Annotated in this window: 10 protein-coding genes; 7 read left to right on the forward strand and 3 right to left on the reverse strand. The window is 73.2% G+C overall.

What is annotated here, in order from left to right; translation table 11 throughout:
- The first annotated feature begins 191 nt into the window (after positions 1–191).
- The 5 genes from ACFYZ3_RS26025 (at position 192) to moeZ (ending at position 6303) form a co-directional block, all read left to right on the forward strand.
- Positions 192–1943, forward strand: coding sequence for a DUF3492 domain-containing protein (locus ACFYZ3_RS26025; RefSeq protein ID WP_388522269.1), 1752 nt, complete (start codon positions 192–194; stop codon positions 1941–1943).
- Positions 1940–3154, forward strand: a complete 1215-nt coding sequence (locus ACFYZ3_RS26030; protein WP_388522272.1) for a hypothetical protein — start codon at positions 1940–1942, stop codon at positions 3152–3154. The genes ACFYZ3_RS26025 and ACFYZ3_RS26030 overlap by 4 nt, the downstream gene beginning before the upstream one ends.
- A 111-nt stretch (positions 3155–3265) precedes the next feature.
- On the forward strand, positions 3266–4324 hold the full coding sequence (locus ACFYZ3_RS26035) for an NAD-dependent epimerase/dehydratase family protein (protein WP_388522275.1): 1059 nt from the start codon (positions 3266–3268) through the stop codon (positions 4322–4324).
- The gene (locus ACFYZ3_RS26040; RefSeq protein ID WP_388522278.1) at positions 4312–5061 is read left to right on the forward strand and encodes a spherulation-specific family 4 protein; all 750 of its coding nucleotides are present in this window, start codon (positions 4312–4314) and stop codon (positions 5059–5061) included. The genes ACFYZ3_RS26035 and ACFYZ3_RS26040 overlap by 13 nt, the downstream gene beginning before the upstream one ends.
- 63 nt (positions 5062–5124) lie before the next feature.
- Positions 5125–6303: an adenylyltransferase/sulfurtransferase MoeZ gene (gene moeZ / locus ACFYZ3_RS26045; protein WP_388522281.1), complete on the forward strand. Its 1179-nt coding sequence runs from the start codon at positions 5125–5127 to the stop codon at positions 6301–6303.
- A gap of 71 nt (positions 6304–6374) precedes the next feature.
- On the opposite strand, the gene ACFYZ3_RS26050 is transcribed toward moeZ, so the two are convergent.
- The 3 genes from ACFYZ3_RS26050 to ACFYZ3_RS26060 form a co-directional block, all read right to left on the reverse strand.
- Complete coding sequence (locus tag ACFYZ3_RS26050; RefSeq protein WP_388522284.1) at positions 6375–7913, reverse strand: alpha/beta hydrolase; 1539 nt, start codon at positions 7911–7913, stop codon at positions 6375–6377.
- Positions 7914–8054: 141 nt separating this feature from the next.
- On the reverse strand, positions 8055–9605 hold the full coding sequence (locus tag ACFYZ3_RS26055) for an alpha/beta hydrolase (RefSeq protein ID WP_388522287.1): 1551 nt from the start codon (positions 9603–9605) through the stop codon (positions 8055–8057).
- An 80-nt stretch (positions 9606–9685) separates the two neighbouring features.
- Complete coding sequence (locus tag ACFYZ3_RS26060) at positions 9686–12463, reverse strand: lysylphosphatidylglycerol synthase domain-containing protein (RefSeq protein WP_388522290.1); 2778 nt, start codon at positions 12461–12463, stop codon at positions 9686–9688.
- Between the two features lie 185 nt (positions 12464–12648).
- Here ACFYZ3_RS26060 and ACFYZ3_RS26065 point away from each other — a divergent pair, with 185 nt between their 5' ends.
- The gene (locus ACFYZ3_RS26065) at positions 12649–13056 is read left to right on the forward strand and encodes an MGMT family protein (RefSeq protein WP_388522293.1); all 408 of its coding nucleotides are present in this window, start codon (positions 12649–12651) and stop codon (positions 13054–13056) included.
- Between the two features lie 266 nt (positions 13057–13322).
- Complete coding sequence (locus ACFYZ3_RS26070) at positions 13323–16844, forward strand: ATP-dependent helicase (protein ID WP_388522295.1); 3522 nt, start codon at positions 13323–13325, stop codon at positions 16842–16844.
- The last annotated feature ends 92 nt before the right edge of the window (positions 16845–16936 follow it).

Genomic DNA, 16936 nt, shown 5'->3' on the forward strand with positions numbered 1-16936 from the left:
TTCGGGTGGGCTCTTTTGCTCTCCCCCCCCCCCCCCCCCCCCCCCCCCCCCACCCCACCCCCCCCCCCCCCCCGGGGGGGGCGGCCCCCCCCCCCCCCCCCCCCCCCCACCTCCTTGTCCGCATACGTTCGTCCCGCTGCGAGCCGCCGGGCCAACGGCGGCTCCCCAAACGGGAGATCGGGGGTGCGCGCGTGCGCATCGGACTGCTTACGGAGGGTGGCTATCCGTATGTGAGCGGTGAGGCCGGGCTCTGGTGCGACCGGCTCGTGCGCGGCCTGGAGCACCACGAGTTCGACGTCTACGCGCTCAGCCGCAGCGAGCGCGAGGAGGACGAGGGCTGGGTGCCGCTGCCGCCGCAGGTCGGCCGGGTGCGCACCGCCCCGCTGTGGGAAACCGTGGACGACGGAATCGTCCACGGACGGCGCGCGCGCCGGCGCTTCGCCGAGTGCTACGGCGAGTTGGCCACGGCCCTGTGCACCGCCGCCCCCGGGGATCCGGCCAGGAGCTCGGAGGGGGAACCCGAAGGGCGGTCGGCCCTTGAGGCGGACCGTTTCGCCAGTGGGCTGTACGGCCTCGCCGAACTCGCCCGCGACGAGGGCGGACTGCCCACCGCGCTCCGCTCGGAGGCTGCCGTACGCGCCCTGGAAGGCGCCTGTCGCGCGCCCGGTGCCCACCGCTCCGCGCGCGAGGCGCGCGTTCCCGATCTGCTGGCCGTAGCCGCACGCCTCGAACGCGCCCTGCGCCCGCTGTCCCTCGACTGGTACGAGGACGACGACCTCGGTTCGGTGGACCTGTGCCACGCGACCTCCGGAGGCACCGGCGCCCTGCCGGGCCTGCTCGCCCGGCACTTCTGCGACGTGCCGCTGCTCGTCACCGAGTACGGCGTGCGGCTGCGGACGCACTACCTCACGGAACCCGATTCCTCGCCCGCGATACGGTCGCTGCTCGCCGCCTTCCACGGTCGGCTGGCCGCCGAGACCTACCGGCGCGCGGCCGTGGTCACCCCGGGCAACACCCATGCCCGCCGCTGGCAGGAGCGCTGTGGCGCCGACCGCGCCAAGCTGCGCACGGTCCACCCGGGCATGGACGCGGCTCCCTTCGCGGAGGCGGGGGAGTCCCCGGAGTGCGCCGACCCGCAGACCCTCGTCTGGGCCGGCCGCGTCGAACCGGCCAAGGACCTGGTCTCGCTGCTGCACGCCTTCGCCGAGGTCCGCAGGGCGGAGCCCGGTGCGCGGCTCAGGATCGTCGGTGCCCCCTGCGGTCCCGAGGGCGTCGCCTACCTGGCCCACTGCAAGGGACTGGCGGCGCAGCTCTTCCCGGACGAGGCCGACGGTCCGCACGCCGTCGGCCGCAACCCGGTCTCCTTCGAGGAGACCGGCGGACCGGAACTGCCCTCCCGCGCCGACGCCTACGCCTCGGGAGCCCTGGTGGTGCTCTCCAGCGTCGTCGAAGGGTTCCCGTCCGGGCTCGTCGAGGCCATGTTCTGCGGCCGGGCGACGGTGTCCACGGACGTCGGCGCGGTGGTGGAGGCCATCGGCGGCACCGGACTCGTCGTGCCCCCGCGCAATCCGCGGGCGCTCGCCGAGGCGTGCGTCGCGCTGTTGCGCGACCCCGAGCGCCGCGAACGCCTGGGCGCCGCCGCGCGAGCCCGCGCACTGGAGCTGTTCACCGTCGAGCAGAACATCGCGGCATTTCACGGCATTTACCTGGAGATCCTCTCGCGTACACCGGTACGCCGCGTCGTACTCGACGACACCGGCGAACCCCTCCCCTTCGGCGTCCCCGCCGAGGCCCACGTCCCCGGTCGCTGGAGCGATGCCGCGGCCCGGGTCGCGGCCAGGGGCGGCCCCGGCGCGGTCCGGACCGGACCCGGCTGGGCGACGGACGGCGGCCCGGTCCGGGCCACGACACCCGTTTCGGCGGCCGAGGGAGCGTCCCGATGAGCGGCCTCGGCGAACTGGACCGGCCCGGGACCCCGCGCGTCCCCGGCCCTCGCGGCGACGCCGGTGGTGAAGACGCCGGCCGGGCGGGCCGCGACGGCAGGCAGTCGCCGCCCGCGTCCGCCGTCCGCCGCTCCGCCGCGGACCCCGTGAAGGGGCTGCTGCACCGGCACCGCGAACTGTGCGAACGCGCCGTGGACCCGCTGGAGATCGCGGCGGGCCTCGAAGCGCACGGCGTCACCGACCGGACCGCCGCACGCTTCCGCCACCGGGACGTCTTCTCCCTCGCGGAAGAGATGTACGCCCGTGTCCCGCGCGACGGCGACACCCCCGCGCGCCCCGAGGACGGGCCGACGCCCCGGCCGGACGGGCCCCGCGCCGCCGGGTTCGTCCTCGCCCTGCTGCCCGGCGTGCTGTGCGCCGCCGCCGTGGCCGGAGTGCGCCTGACCGACGGCCGGCCGCGCCTGATCGTGGCCGTCGTCGGAGTCCTCGCGGTGACCCTGGCCCTGGGCGCGGCACTGCGCCGCGGGCCGCTGAGCGCCGCGACGCGCACCACCAGCACCTGGACCTGCTGGCTCCTCGGCTACGCCCTTCTCGGCGACGGGCTTCTGCACACCGCGCTCAGCGGCGGCCCCGACGGCCTCCCCGACGGCACCGCCGACGGGGCGTGGCCCGTCACCGTCGCCCCCGTCCTGGCGCTCACGCTGTCCTGCGCGCCCGCGGCCGGCTGCGCCCACCTCTTCGCCGCGGGCGCCCGCCGCAAACTGCCGTCCAGCCGGGGCCTCACCGACTTCTCCTCCTCCGTGCGCCCCCTGCTGCTCGGCGCCTTCGCCCTGTACCTGGGAGCCCTGGCGGCTCTGCTCACCCTGACCGGCGCCGTGCTCGGCGAACCCGCCGACTGGCCCCAGGGACTCACCCTGGGCGCCCTGCTGCTGCTCGCCCGGCTGCTCGGCGTGCACGGTCACACCCACGCCGGCCCGCTCGTCCTCACCGCCACGGCAGCCGTGGAGGCGGCCGCCCTGGCCACGGTCTTCGCCGGGCGCCTCCCCGGCTGCGGCTTCCTCTCCGCCCCCGTGGAGGCCCTGGTCGCCGCCTGCGGTCCGGCCGGTGTCCCGACGGCCGCCTGCGGGATCGGTGCCCTCACCCTCCTCGTCCACGCGTGCCGCCGTCTGACCAGGGCCTCGGCCCACGCCTCGACGGAGCGAACACGGTGAGCGCGCGCACGGACAACCCCTCAACCGTCCGCAACACCCTCGCATCACCCCTTGAAGGAGCCCCCAGATGACCACCTCCCGACCCGACGCCTCGGCACCGGGAGCCGCCCGATGAGAGTCCTGCTGATCGGAGCCAACGGCTACATCGGCCGCTTCGTCGCCGACCGTCTGCTCGCCGACCCCGCCGTCCAGCTCACCGCCCTCGGCCGCGGTGACGACGCCGACGTCCGCTTCGACCTCGCCACCGGAAGCCCGGGCGCCCTCACCCGCTTCCTGGACGCGGTCCATCCCGGAGTGGTCGTCAACTGCGCGGGCGCCACCCGGGGCGGCGCCCGCGAACTCACCCGGCACAACACCGTCGCCGTCGCGACCGTCTGCGAGGCCCTGCGCCGCAGCGGCTGCGGCGCCCGCCTGGTGCAGGTCGGCTGCAGCGCGGAGTACGGACCCAGCCAGCCCGGTTCCTCGACCGCGGAGGACGCCGTGCCCCGCCCCGGCGGTCCCTACGGCGTCAGCAAACTCGCCGCGACCGAACTCGTCCTCGGATCCGGTCTGGACGCCGTCGTCCTGCGGGTCTTCTCGCCCGCGGGGCCCGGTACGCCCGCCGGCTCCCCGCTGGGCCGGCTCGCCGAGGCCATGCGCCGCGCGATGCAGTCCGGCGACGGTGAACTCAGGCTCGGCGGCCTCGGCGCCCAACGGGACTTCGTCGACGTCCGCGACGTAGCGCGAGCGGTGCACGCCGCCTCGCTCTCCGCCGCGCAGGGCGTCATCAACATCGGCTCCGGCCGCGCCGTCCGGCTGCGCGACGCCGCCGCCACCCTTGCCCGGGTCGCCGGCTACGGCGGGTCCCTGCACGAACTCGATGGACCTCCGGGCGCCCTGCGACCCACGATCGGCCACCCCCGTACCGAGTCCCTCGGCCACCGTGTCGACGCCCTCGGCCACCACCGGAGCGACGCCCTCGGCCATCACCGCCCGGACCCCCTCCAGAGCCGCGGCGAGCGCACCGACCCGGAGCACGGGGCCCCGGCCCCGCACCCGTACCCCGACGGCTGCGGCAGCTGGCAGCAGGCCGATGTGCGCACCGCACGCGACCGGCTCGGCTGGCGTCCCCGGATCGCCCTCGAAGAGTCCCTCGCCGACATCTGGATGGAGGCGGCATGTCGTATCTGACCAGTACCAAAGCAGGCGTCGCGAGCACCGGCGTCCGCACCGGCCTCGGTGTCCCGGGACTGGCCCACCCCCTCGTCGCCCCCGACGAGTGGGCCGGCCTCACCTGCCCCGGCACCCCGCTGCACTGGGTCGTCCTCAACATCGCCAACGGTCCCGGTGCGCACCCCGACCCGCGATGCCTGGAGGCCGCCGGCCGTCTGCGCAACGCGGGCATGCGCGTCCTCGGCCATCTCGACGCCGCGTACGGAGCCCGCAGCCTCGGCGAGCAGATCTCCGACGCCCACCGATACCTCGACTGGTACCAGGTCGACGGGTTCCTCCTCGCCCACTGCCCCTCCGACCGGGCGGCCCTCCCCGAGGTCCGCCGCACGGTCACCACCCTGCGGACGATCCGTGACGATGCCCACATCGTCCTCGGCCACGGCACCCACCCCTGCCCGGGCTACGCCGAGAACGCCGACCAGCTCGTCACCTTCTCGGGCACCTGGGCCGACTACCGCTGGTCCCAGGCGGCCGAGTGGAGCGCGGACTATCCGCCCGAGCGCTTCTGCCACTTCGTACACGGCCTGCCGCGCGGACACCTGGAGGAAGCGCTGCGCATCGCCCGTTGGCAGGGGGCCGCGACGATCTGCTTCACCGACCGCACGGACCACGGCGGCCGGGCCGACCCCTGGGAGACGATGCCCGGCTACTGGGACGAAATCGTCTCGCGGGTCGGGACGGGTGTCTCGGAATGAAAAAGGCCATGGCAGTGTTACTTGGAGAACAACCGTAATTACTGACCGACCAACGGAGTCCCCGTGTCGCTGCCACCCCTGGTCGAGCCGGCCGCCGAGCTCACCGTAGACGAGGTCCGCAGGTACTCCCGCCACCTGATCATCCCCGATGTGGGGATGGACGGGCAGAAGCGGCTGAAGAACGCCAAGGTGCTCGCCGTGGGCGCGGGCGGCCTCGGTTCGCCGACCCTGATGTACCTGGCGGCAGCCGGTGTCGGCACGCTCGGCATCATCGAGTTCGACGAGGTCGACGAGTCCAACCTGCAGCGGCAGGTCATCCACAGCCAGGCCGACATCGGCCGGCCCAAGGCCGAGTCCGCCCGTGACACCATCAAGGGCATCAACCCCCTGGTGGACGTGGTCCTTCACCAGGAGCGGCTCGAGGCCGACAACGTGATGGACATCTTCAGCCAGTACGACCTGATCGTCGACGGCACGGACAACTTCGCGACCCGCTACCTGGTCAACGACGCCTGCGTGCTGCTGAACAAGCCCTACGTCTGGGGTTCGATCTACCGCTTCGACGGCCAGGCCTCGGTCTTCTGGTCCGAGCACGGGCCCTGCTACCGCTGCCTCTACCCGGAGCCCCCGCCCCCCGGCATGGTCCCCTCCTGCGCCGAGGGCGGCGTCCTGGGCGTGCTGTGCGCGTCCATCGGCTCCATCCAGACCAACGAGGCCATCAAGCTCCTCCAGGGCATCGGCGAGCCGCTGGTCGGCCGCCTGATGATCTACGACGCCCTGGAGATGACCTACCGCCAGGTCAAGGTCCGCAAGGACCCCAACTGCGCGGTCTGCGGCGAGAACCCGACCGTCACCGAGCTCATCGACTACGAGGCCTTCTGCGGCGTCGTGTCCGAGGAGGCGCAGGCGGCCGCCGCCGACTCCACGATCACTCCCAAGCAGCTCAAGGAGTGGATCGACGACGGCGAGAACATCGAGCTCATCGACGTCCGCGAGCCGAACGAGTTCGAGATCGTCTCCATCCCGGGCGCCCGGCTGATCCCGAAGAACGAGTTCCTCATGGGTTCGGCCCTCGAGAACCTCCCGCAGGACAAGAAGATCGTCTTGAACTGCAAGACGGGTGTCCGCAGTGCGGAAGTTCTCGCGGTCCTCAAGTCCGCCGGCTTCTCGGACGCCGTCCACGTCGGCGGCGGCGTGATCGGCTGGGTCAACCAGATCGAGCCGGAGAAGCCCGTCTACTGACCGGCTCCCGGACCCGCTTCCCGGACGGCGGGGGTTTCGCGCACCGCAGGTGCCCGAAGCCCCCGCCGCCGTCATGAGCAGACCTTGCCGTCCTTCGGCACCGTCCCCTTCAACAGGTAGGCGTCCACCGCGGAGTCGACACAGTCGCTCCCGCTCCCGTAGGCGCCGTGTCCCTCGCCCTTCCAGGTCAGCACCACGCCGACGTCCTTGCCCAGCTCGTCCGCCATCCTGCGGGCGCCCTCGTAGGGCGTGGCCGGGTCGCCCGTGTTGCCGACCACCAGGATCGGGGCCGCGCCGGGCGCGCTCACCTCCGGGGTCTCGTGCTGACCGGCCACCGGCCAGTCGTGGCACCACCCGGCCGTGTCCCAGCCGAGGAAGGCGCCGAAGACGGGAGAGACCTTCTCGAACCTCGGCAGCAGCTTCTTCGTCTCCTCCGCGGTCGGCCGCTGCTTGTCGTCCAGGCACGATATGACCCTTTGTGAGTGGGTCGTCGTGCCGTAGCGCCCCGAGGGATCACGCTCGTTGTAGCCGTCGGCGAGGGCCAGCAACTCCGAGCCGTCGCCCTCCTCGGCCGCCTTCAGCGCACTGGTCAGGGCCGGCCAGCCGCTCTCGCTGTACAGCGGCAGCACGATTCCGGTGAACGCGAGTGTCTGCGTCAGCTCCCGCCCCGGCGAGGACGTGGGCAGCGGCTCGGCGTCCAGCCGCTCCAGCAGGGCGGCGATCTTCCGCGACCCCTGCTCGGGTTCCTGCCCGGTCGACTCCAGGTAGTCGTCCAGCGCGCGCTGGAAACCCCTGGCCTGGTTCTCGGCGTGGCCCATCGTGTCGGCGGCCGGGTCCACCACCGCGTCGAGGATCACGCGTCCCACGTGCTCGGGGAACAGATGGGCGTAGACGCCGCCGAGTTCGGTGCCGTAGGAGATGCCGAAGTAGTGCATCCTCTCGTCGCCCAGGACATGCCGCATCAGGTCCATGTCGCGGGCGGTGTCCGTGGTCGAGACGTGCTCCATGAGCTTGCCGGCGGTCTTCTCGCAGCCCTTGCCGAAGTCGGCGGCGTCCTTCAGGTAGGCCTGCTCCTCGGCCGGGGTGTCCGGCGTGGAGTCCACCGACTCGGCGGCCTCGATCGCCTCGTCGGTGCGGCAGCGGACGCCCTCGCTGGCCGCTACCCCGCGCGGGTCCCAGCTCACCAGGTCGTACCGCTCGTGAAGGGAGGAGACGGTGTCGGCGTAGGACGGCATCGTGGAGACGCCGGATGCGCCCGGGCCGCCGAAGTTGAACAGCAGGGAGCCGATGCGGTCGTCCCCGCTCGCCCGGGACCGGATCAGGGCGAGATCGATCGTCTCGCCGTCCGGGTCGGACCAGTCCAGCGGTGCTTTCAGCGTGGCGCACCGCCAGTCGCCGTCCGGTGCCGGGGCGTCGTCGGTGCCCTCACAACGGGTCCAGTCCAGCGTCTGGGACGCCAGTGCCCCCGGCACTCCGGACGGGGCCGCCGCCGAAGGTCCCGCGCTGCTCCTGCCCCCGTCGTCCTTGTCCTCCTCGGAGCCGCCGCTGCAGCCCGCCGTCAGCAGTGCGGCGGCGGCCGTCAGAGCCGTCCACCGGACGAGACGCGCCATGTCCTCTCCCCCCTGGCAAGCCGTCCGCGCCGTGCGGCGGATGGCGTTCCTGCCATGGTAGGTGGCGCGGGCAGCGCCCGCCGGAGCCTGTGGATAACACTCTGACCTGCTGGTTCGGTCAATCTGTCGCGGCGTTCGCGGTCAGGAGCACACGGTGTTGGCCGCCGGCACCTTTCCGTCGAGCAGGTAACCGTGCACCGCGTCCTGCACGCACCTGTTCTTGCTGTCGTAGGCGCCGTGCCCCTGGCCCTTGTAGGTCAGTTCGACGCCGACGCCCTTGCCGAGCGCGTCCACCATCCTCCCGGCGCCCTCGTAGGGCGTCGCGGGGTCGCCGGTGTTGCCGATCACCAGGATCGGTGCCGCGCCCGGCGCGTGGACGTCCGGGTGTTCGACGGCTCCGGGGACCGGCCAGTCGGTGCAGCTGAGCATGGACCAGGCGAGGTAGTCGCCGAACAGTGGGGAGGCGTCACGGAACTCGGGCAGCTTGTCCTCCACGTACGCCGGGTCGTACCGCGGTTTGTCGTCGGCGCAGTTGATGGCGACGTTGGCGGCGGTGATGTTGCTGTACTCGCCGTCCTCGTTGCGCCCGTTCAACGCGTCCGACAGCACCATGAGGACCCGCCCGTCCCCGTCGTACGCCTGCTCCAGGCCCTCGGTGAGGTACTCCCAGAAGTCCTTCGAGTACAGCGCCTGCGCGATGCCGCCGGTCGCGGCGGTCTCGGTGAGTTCGCGGGGGAAGACCCCCGGGATCGGCTTGCGGTCGAGGTCCTTCAGCAGGCGGGCGATGCGCGCCTCGACGTCCTCGGCCGTGTCTCCGATGGGGCAGTCCTCGACCTTCGACACACAGTCCTCGGCGAAGTTGTCGAGCGCCAGCTGGAAACCCTTGGCCTGGCTCAGGGAGCCCTGTTCCGCGGTCTGCGTCGGGTCGACGACCGCGTCGAAGACGGCGCGGCCCACGTGCCGGGGGAAGAGGTGGGCGTAGACGCCGCCGAGTTCGGTGCCGTAGGAGATGCCGAAGTAGTGCAGCTTCTCGTCGCCGAGTACCTGGCGCATCAGGTCCATGTCGCGGGCGGCATCGGTCGTGCGGACGTGCGGAAGGATCTTCTTCGAGTGCTTCTCGCAGGCCGCGTTGAACTCCTCCGTGTTGTCCACGAACTCGGTGCGCTCGGCCCGGTCGTCGGGCGTGGCGTCCTGCTGGAAATAGGTGTCGAGCTGTTTGTCGTCCAGGCACTCGACGGGGTCGCTGCGGCCGACGCCGCGCGGATCGAAGCTGACCAGGTCGTAGCGGGTGCGCAGCTTCGCGTAGTCCTGGCCGAACGCCGGCAGGGTGGTGACGCCCGATCCGCCCGGCCCGCCGAAGTTGAAGACGAGCGATCCGATCCGCCGGTCCGCCGCGCCGCTGGCCCCGGCCCGGATCAGCGCGAGGCCGATCGTGTCGCCCTCGGGATCGTCCCAGTCGAGCGGCGCCTTCATGGTGGCGCACTGCCACTCGTCGCCGTCGGGCAGCGGGGAGGGGGCGGCGCCGCCGCCCTCGGCCTCGGACGGTGCCGGACAGTCCTTCCAGTGCAGCTTCTGGCCCGTCAGGTCCTCGTCGTCCTCCTGCGACCCGCCCCCGCAGCCCGCCAGCAGGACGGACAGCGCGGCGGCGGTGGCGGTCAGGGCGGCGGCGCGCAGCCGGGAGGGATTCGGCATGCGTCCATCGTGCGGTCGCGCACGAGCACCCGCGCGGGGCCAGGGCCGTACGAGGTACGGAGCGCGCCTCTCGTATCCCGTTACAGCGCCTCTTTGCGCGTGAGGTGGTTGAACATCAGCCAGCCCGGCAGTACCGGCAGCCACAGGGTGAGCAGCCGGTAGAGCAGCACCGCGGGCGCGGCGACCTCCTTGGGGAGGCCGACGGCGATCAGACCCACCGTCAGCGTCGCCTCCACCGCGCCCACACCGCCGGGCGTCGGCGCGGCGGATCCGAGCGCGTTGCCCGCGAGGAAGACGACCGCGACACTCGCCAGGCTGATCGACGACGACTCGTCGCCGAAGGCGCGGATCGAGGCGTCCAGGCACATCACGAAACAGGCGGTGAGCAGCAGCATGCCGCCGATACCGGTGATCAGTTTCTGCGGCCTTTGCAGCACGTCCAGCATGCGCGGCACGACCCCGGCGAAAAGCGACCGCACGCGCGTGACGACGAATTTGCGCAGGAACGGCACCGACGTCACCACGAGGACCAGCACCGCCACGGTCAGCAGACCCGCGATGACGGTCCGGGACGGCGACAGCGACGGTGTCTTCTCGGTGCCGGTCAGATAGCCGAAGGACAGCAGCATCAGGATGTGGCAGCCGAGCCCGAACAGCTGGGACGCGCCGACACTCGCCACCGCGAGTCCGGGGCGCACGCCCGCGCGTTGCAGGAAGCGGGTGTTCAGGGCGACACCGCCGACCGCGGCCGGGGCGACGATCTTCACGAACGACCCGGCGACCTGCGCGGCCACCGTCCGCAGGAACGGCACTCGCTCGGGCACGAAACCCAGCAGGGACATGGCCGCCGCGACGTAGCTCGCCGCCGAGAACAGCACGGCCGCGGCCACCCAGCCCCACTGGGCGTTCGAGATCAGCGGGCCGAACTCGATGTGGGTGAGCTGGGTGAGCAGGAAGTAGGCGCCGATCGCCCCGGCGATGAAGCTGATCAGCGTGCGCGGCCGCACCCGCTCCAGCCGGGCAGGCTCGACGGGGGCCTGCGGCCTGATGCGCAGCACCGCGTGGCGGATCTGGGTGAGCAGGTCCTCCTCGCGGGCCTCCTCGATGGCCTCGTCCACGGCCCGTTTCTCGGCCCGCTGCTCGGCACGTACGGCCTTCTTGTCCGCTTTGTCGGTCTGGGTGGACTTGTCGGTCTGCTCCGGCGTGTGGGTCGTGGCCTCGTGACCGGCCGCCTCCGCGCGGGCCAGCTTGGCCTGCCGGGACGACTCCAGCACCGCCTCGCGCTCGCGCTGGGCCCGCTCCCGCGCCAGCCTGCGCAGGGTCGCGCGGGTGGAACGGCTGAGCGCGATGGGCTGGAGCATGGGCAGGCAGTCCGCCACCGTGTCGGGGCCGAGGACCCCCACCGCCGACGCGACCGCGCGTTCGGCACCGACCCGCAGGCCGAGCGTCACCAGGAGCTGGGAGATGTCCATGCGCAGCAGCAGGTCGCCGGCGGCGATCTCGCCGATGCGCAGGTCGGTGAGGATCACCGTGCCGGAACGATCCACCAGGATCGCGTCGCCCACCAGCCTGCGGTGCGCGATGCGCCGGGACTGCAGGGCCCGTACCTGCTCCCAGGTCCCGCGCAGCAGCTCGTCGGTGATCTCCTCGTCCGCGAGCGAGTCCAGGGAGCGCCCGCCGGTGTGCTCGTAGACGAGCATCACGGCGTCGGGACCCAGCTCCGACGTAGCGATCAGCTTGGGCGCGTTGGCGCCGGCCGCGATGGCCGCGTAGGCGAGCAGCGCCTCCTGCTCCAGCGCCTGCCGCAGCGAAGGGAGGCTGCTGCGGGTGGCGAAGCCGCGCAGCGTCAGATTGCGCCACGCGCGGTAGAAGAAGCCCTGCGCCTGCTGCTCGCGGTCCACCACCGTCACGTCGAGCGGCCGGCCGTCCTCCAGCGTGACGAAATAGCGGCGTCCGCGGTCACCGGTCTCGACGTTGTCGGACGGCGCTTCCTGCCGGGCGGCGGTCACCGGCCGGAAGCCGACGTGCCGCAGACCGGCCATCAGCGTCCGGCCGGTGGGGCGCACGTTGGGGGAGCCGACGGCGTAGAGGGTGCCGTAGGCGACGGTCCAGCCGATGAGGACGGTCAGGATGATCGAGAACGGCGTCGTGTAGCCCGTGACGAGCATCGAGAAGGCGTCGAGGAGCAGCACGATCCACAGCACCGCGCGCCAGCGGGGTCTGCGGGACATGCCGACGGCCGTCATGTACGCGATGACCGGGGCGAGGTAGCCGTGCACGGGGTCGGTCAGCGCGTGGATGTCGCCCGGCGACGGCTGGGTGAGCGCCTCCTGGATGGAGCCGGGAGCGGCCTTGGCGACCCACAGGTCGGTGGCGAGGGTCACTCCGTGCGCGAGGACCGCGGCCAGTACGCCGTCGGCGATCCGCAGCCCGTCCCGTTTGATCAGCCGCTCGATCGCGAACGCGACGGGCACCAGGAGGATGGCGATGCTGGAGGCCAGCCCGGCGATCTTGATGAGCAGGTCGGGGGCCTGCCCGGTGCCCTTGTTGATGTCCTGTTCGAGACCGGACGTGGTCCCGTGCGCGAAGGCCGCGATGGCGAGGAGTACGGCGACGGCGAGTACGCCCACCAGGAGGCGCACCAGGTCGGAAGGGCGGTGCACGCGCGCGGGGAGCAGTGGTTCGTCGCCCTCGACCTCGTCGATGTGCGCCACGTCGTCGGGATCGGCGGCCGTCGCCGACGGGCCTTCGGCCGCGCGCTCGCCGGCCTCCCCGTCACCCCCGTCCGCGGTGTCCGGGCGCGACGAAGCGTCAGAGGTGCCCTCGGCGTCCTCGGGGTGCACACCCTGCTGCTTCATCGCCTCTTCTTGCTCTCGTATCACTGGTCACCGCCCGCACGATGGTGGCATGCCGCGTCGGCCTCGGCAGGCATCAGGGTGCCCGTGCGGGCCGCACAGTCTGCCCGAAGCGCCGCTTGCGGGCGAGGGACGCGGGCCTTCGGGAGTGCGTCGCGCTGTCGGCCGGGTGCGGCAGGATGGGGCGGATGAGCGAGCAGAGCCTTCCGGACGGCGTCCGTCCGGAGAACGCGGACGCGCTGCCCGAGTACGCCGAGCGGGTCCTCGACATGACCGAACTGATTCCGCCGGGCCGCGTCATGACCTACGGAGACGTGGCCGAGTACCTGGAGGAGGGCGGACCCCGTCAGGTCGGCCGGGTGATGTCCCTCTACGGGGGAGGCGTCCCCTGGTGGCGGATCGTCCGCGCGGACGGGGTCCTGCTGGCGGGGCACGAGCTGGAGGCGCTCGACCGCTACCGGGAGGAGGGCACGCCCCTGAAGGAGGCGAGCAGGGCCGCAGAGGGGCACCTGCCGCGCCTCGACCTGAAGCGGGCGCGGTGGGACGGCGGCGGACGCCCACAGGGGCACGGCGGACGTGCACAGGATCACACCTGACAGCTTCCGCCATGGGACCGGCCGATGTGCGACGTGTGATCCGTATGAGGTAAACCACGCACTTCGGGCATGTCCGTGGCATGACGTACGTTCGTGGGGCAGGGGGCGCTCGTGCCACGAGTGACCCGAGGGAAGAAGAGGAAGCGCCGCTTCCGCCTCGTCCCCCGGCGTAGCGTCGGCCGCACGCGTGCCCCTCATCCCGTGGCCACCGCCCCGCCCACGGCGCGGACGGCCCACCAGCACACCCACCAGGACCGGCGAACCACGTGAGCTCCTCTTCCTCCACCGGACACCCGCCGCACCCCCAGGTGCGACGGGGGAGCCGTGGCGCTTACCGACTGGTGCGTACCCCGCCGGCTCGCACGGACCCCCCTCGTCTGGACGCCGCACAGCGCGCCGTGGTTGACCACCGGTCCGGACCGCTGCTCGTCCTGGCGGGGCCGGGCACCGGGAAGACCACCACCCTGGTCGAGTCGGTGGCGGACCGGATCGCCAGGGGCGGCGACCCCGAGCGCATTCTGGTGCTCACCTTCAGCCGCAAGGCGGCCGTCGAACTGCGCGACCGGATGGCGCTGCGCATCGGCGCCGCGCGTGCGCCCCGGGCGACGACCTTTCACTCCTTCGGCTACGCCCTGGTCCGCGCCCACCAGGACAGCGATCTCTTCGTGGAGCCGCTGCGCCTGCTGTCCGGCCCGGAGCAGGACGTGACGGTGCGCGAGCTGCTCGCCGGGCAGGTGGACCTGGAGCGGCTCGGGCTCGCCCATGTGCGCTGGCCCGACGAGCTGCGGGCCTGCCTGACCACCCGCGGCTTCGCCGACGAGGTCCGCGCGGTGCTCGCCCGCAGCCGCGAACTGGGACTCGGACCGGACGCGCTCGCGGCCTTCGCCCGGCGGATCGGCCGCCCCGACTGGCGCGCCGCCGCCGTCTTCCTCGCCGAGTACCTCGACGTGCTCGACCTCCAGGGCGTGCTCGACTACGCCGAACTGGTCCACCGCGCGGTGCTCCTCGCCCGCCGCCCCGAGGTCGCCGCGCACCTGACCGCCCAGTACGACGCGGTGTACGTCGACGAGTACCAGGACACCGACCCGGCCCAGGTACGACTGCTGCACGCGCTGGCCGACGGCGGGCGCACCCTCGTCGCCTTCGGCGACCCCGACCAGTCGATCTACGCCTTCCGGGGCGCCGACGTGAACGGCATCCTGGACTTCCCGACCGCCTTCCCGCGCGCGGACGGCCGTCCGGCGCCGGTCGCGGTGCTGCGGACCGCACGCCGGTCCGGGTCCGGCCTGCTGGCCGCCACCCGGCTGCTGACCCGGCGCATGCCACTGACCCGCCTCCCCGCCGACAAGGTGCGTGCCCACCGTGAGCCGACTCCGGTGCGGGACGGCGGCCGGGTCGAGGCGTACACGTATCCGACCTCCGGCACCGAACTGGACAACATCGCCGACATCCTGCGCCGGGCGCACCTGGAGGACGGCGTCCCGTGGCGCGACATGGCCGTCCTGGTACGCGCCGGCTCGCGCACCATCCCCACGCTCCGCCGTGCCCTCACCGCGGCCGGCGTCCCCCTGGACATCGACGGCGACGACCTCCCCCTGCGCCACGAGCCGGCGGTGGCACCCCTGCTGATGGCGCTGCGAGCCGTGGCGGAGGCGGAGGCGGAGGGGGACACGGGGACCCGGGCGGTGGAGGAGCCCGGAGCGGTCGGGCACGAGGCCGACGCCGATCCGCGTGCCGATGCCGATGACGATGACGATGCCGATGCCGATGCCGGTGACGATCCCGACGGCGACGGCGACGGCGACGGCGACGAGGACGTAGACGTAGACGTAGACGTAGACGAGGGTGGAGACGCGAGGACGAAGCCCCCGCGCGGTGAACGCGCGCACCGCGCGGACGAGCCGTGCTGGCTGTCTACCGAGACCGCTCTCACCCTGCTCACCTCGCCCCTCGCCGGGATGGACGCCGCCGACCTGCGCCGCCTGGGCCGCGCCCTGCGCGACGAGCAGCGCGCCGCGGGCAACCCGCTGCCGCCGCCCTCGGACGAACTGCTCGCGCGGGCGCTGGCCGAGCCGGAGCGGCTGGCCGTGCACGACCCCGCGTACGCGCGCGGCGCCCAGCGGCTCGGCGCGCTGCTCCGCAAGGCACGTGAGCGCCTGGCGGGAGGCGGCAGCGCCGAGGAGGCGCTGTGGGACCTGTGGGACGGCACTCCCTGGCCCGGCCGCCTGGAACGCTCCGCCCGGCGCGGTGGCGCCGCCGGGCGCAACGCCGACCGCGACCTGGACGCCGTGTGCGCCCTGTTCGCGACGGCCGCCCGCGCGGAGGAGCGCACCGGTGGCCGGGGTGCCCTGAACTTCCTGGAGGAGATCGACGCCGAGGACATCGCCGCCGACACGCTCGCGCGGCGTGCGGTGCGCCCCGACGCCGTCCGCCTGATGACCGCGCACCGCTCCAAGGGCCTGGAGTGGCGGCTCGTCGTCGTGGCCGGCGTCCAGGAGGGCCTGTGGCCGGACCTGCGCCGCCGCGGTTCCCTCCTGGAGGCCGACCGGATCGGCCGCGACGGACTCGCCGAACCCCTCACCCCCGGAGCCCTGCTCGCCGAGGAGCGCCGCCTGTTCTACGTGGCCGCCACGCGCGCGCGTGAACGGCTCGTCGTGACCGCGGTGAAGGCACCGGCCGACGACGGGGACCAGCCGTCCCGTTTCCTGACCGAACTCGGTGTCGAACCCGCCGATGTCGCGGGCCGCCCGCGCCGGCCCCTCGCCGTCGCGGCGCTCGTCGCGGAACTGCGCGCCACCACCGTCGACCCCCGCGTCTCCGAGCCGCTGAGAGAGGCAGCCGCGCGCCGTCTGGCCCGCCTCGCCGCCCTGACCGACGAGGACGGCCGTCCCCTGGTGCCGTCCGCCCACCCCTACCGTTGGTGGGGCATGTGGGACCCGACCGAGAGCAAGGTGCCGCTGCGCGACCGCGACCAGCCCGTCACGCTCTCCGGAAGCGCCCTGGACCAGCTGGCCAACACCTGCGCCCTGCAGTGGTTCCTGGGCCGTGAGGTGAAGGCCGACGCGCCCGCGACGACCGCCCAGGGCTTCGGCAACGTGGTGCACGTGCTCGCCGACGAGGTGGCCTCCGGACACACCCCGGCAGACCTCGCCGTCCTCATGGAGCGTCTGGACTCCGTGTGGAACGCGCTCGCCTTCGACGCGCCGTGGAAGTCGGCCCAGGAGAAGGCCAACGCGCGCGTGGCGCTGGAACGCTTCCTGAAGTGGCACGTCATGGACCGCGCCGGACGCACCCCGGTGGCGAGCGAGCACGACTTCGACGTGACCCTGGAGGCGGGCGAGTACGAGGTGCGCATCCGCGGCCAGATGGACCGCGTGGAGGCCGACGGCGACGGCCGCGCCTACGTCGTGGACTTCAAGACCGGCAAACAGGCGCCCACCTCGTCGGAGGTGGCCCGCCACCCCCAGCTCGCCGTGTACCAGCTCGCCGTCCGCGAGGGCGCCGTCGACGAGGCCTTCGACGGCGTGCGCCCGCAACCGGGCGGCGCCGAGCTCGTCCACCTGCGCCAGGGCGCGCCCAAGCGGGCCGGCGGCGAGACCCTGCCCAAGGTGCAGGCACAGGAGTCGCAGGAGGGACCGGAGGGCGAGTGGGTCGGCGACCTGCTGGCCACGGCCGCCGGCAAGGTCCTCGACGAACGGTTCACCCCGACCGCGGGCCAGCACTGCGCCCACTGTTCGTTCCGCGCCTCGTGCAGCGCCCGCCCCGAGGGGCGCCACGTCGTGGAGTGAGCGACGGGTGCCGGTGCCGAGCGGTCGGTGTGACACGTCGCACCACACGGGCTGACCTGCGCTTCCCTTCGGCCCGGGAGGACATCGGGCCC

Origin of the sequence: Streptomyces sp. NPDC001599, assembly GCF_042893535.1 — a bacterium.
In the GTDB taxonomy this organism is placed as follows: domain Bacteria; phylum Actinomycetota; class Actinomycetes; order Streptomycetales; family Streptomycetaceae; genus Streptomyces.

What these genes read in the sequence shown, in the direction of transcription:
- ACFYZ3_RS26065 (WP_388522293.1), top strand. Translation starts at nt 12,649, where the DNA reads ATGAGCGAGCAGAGCCTTCCGGACGGCGTCCGTCCGGAGAACGCGGAC.
- ACFYZ3_RS26030 (WP_388522272.1), top strand. Translation starts at nt 1,940, where the DNA reads ATGAGCGGCCTCGGCGAACTGGACCGGCCCGGGACCCCGCGCGTCCCC.
- ACFYZ3_RS26035 (WP_388522275.1), top strand. Translation starts at nt 3,266, where the DNA reads ATGAGAGTCCTGCTGATCGGAGCCAACGGCTACATCGGCCGCTTCGTC.
- ACFYZ3_RS26050 (WP_388522284.1), bottom strand. Translation starts at nt 7,913, where the DNA reads ATGGCGCGTCTCGTCCGGTGGACGGCTCTGACGGCCGCCGCCGCACTG.
- ACFYZ3_RS26040 (WP_388522278.1), top strand. Translation starts at nt 4,312, where the DNA reads ATGTCGTATCTGACCAGTACCAAAGCAGGCGTCGCGAGCACCGGCGTC.
- ACFYZ3_RS26055 (WP_388522287.1), bottom strand. Translation starts at nt 9,605, where the DNA reads ATGCCGAATCCCTCCCGGCTGCGCGCCGCCGCCCTGACCGCCACCGCC.
- ACFYZ3_RS26060 (WP_388522290.1), bottom strand. Translation starts at nt 12,463, where the DNA reads ATGAAGCAGCAGGGTGTGCACCCCGAGGACGCCGAGGGCACCTCTGAC.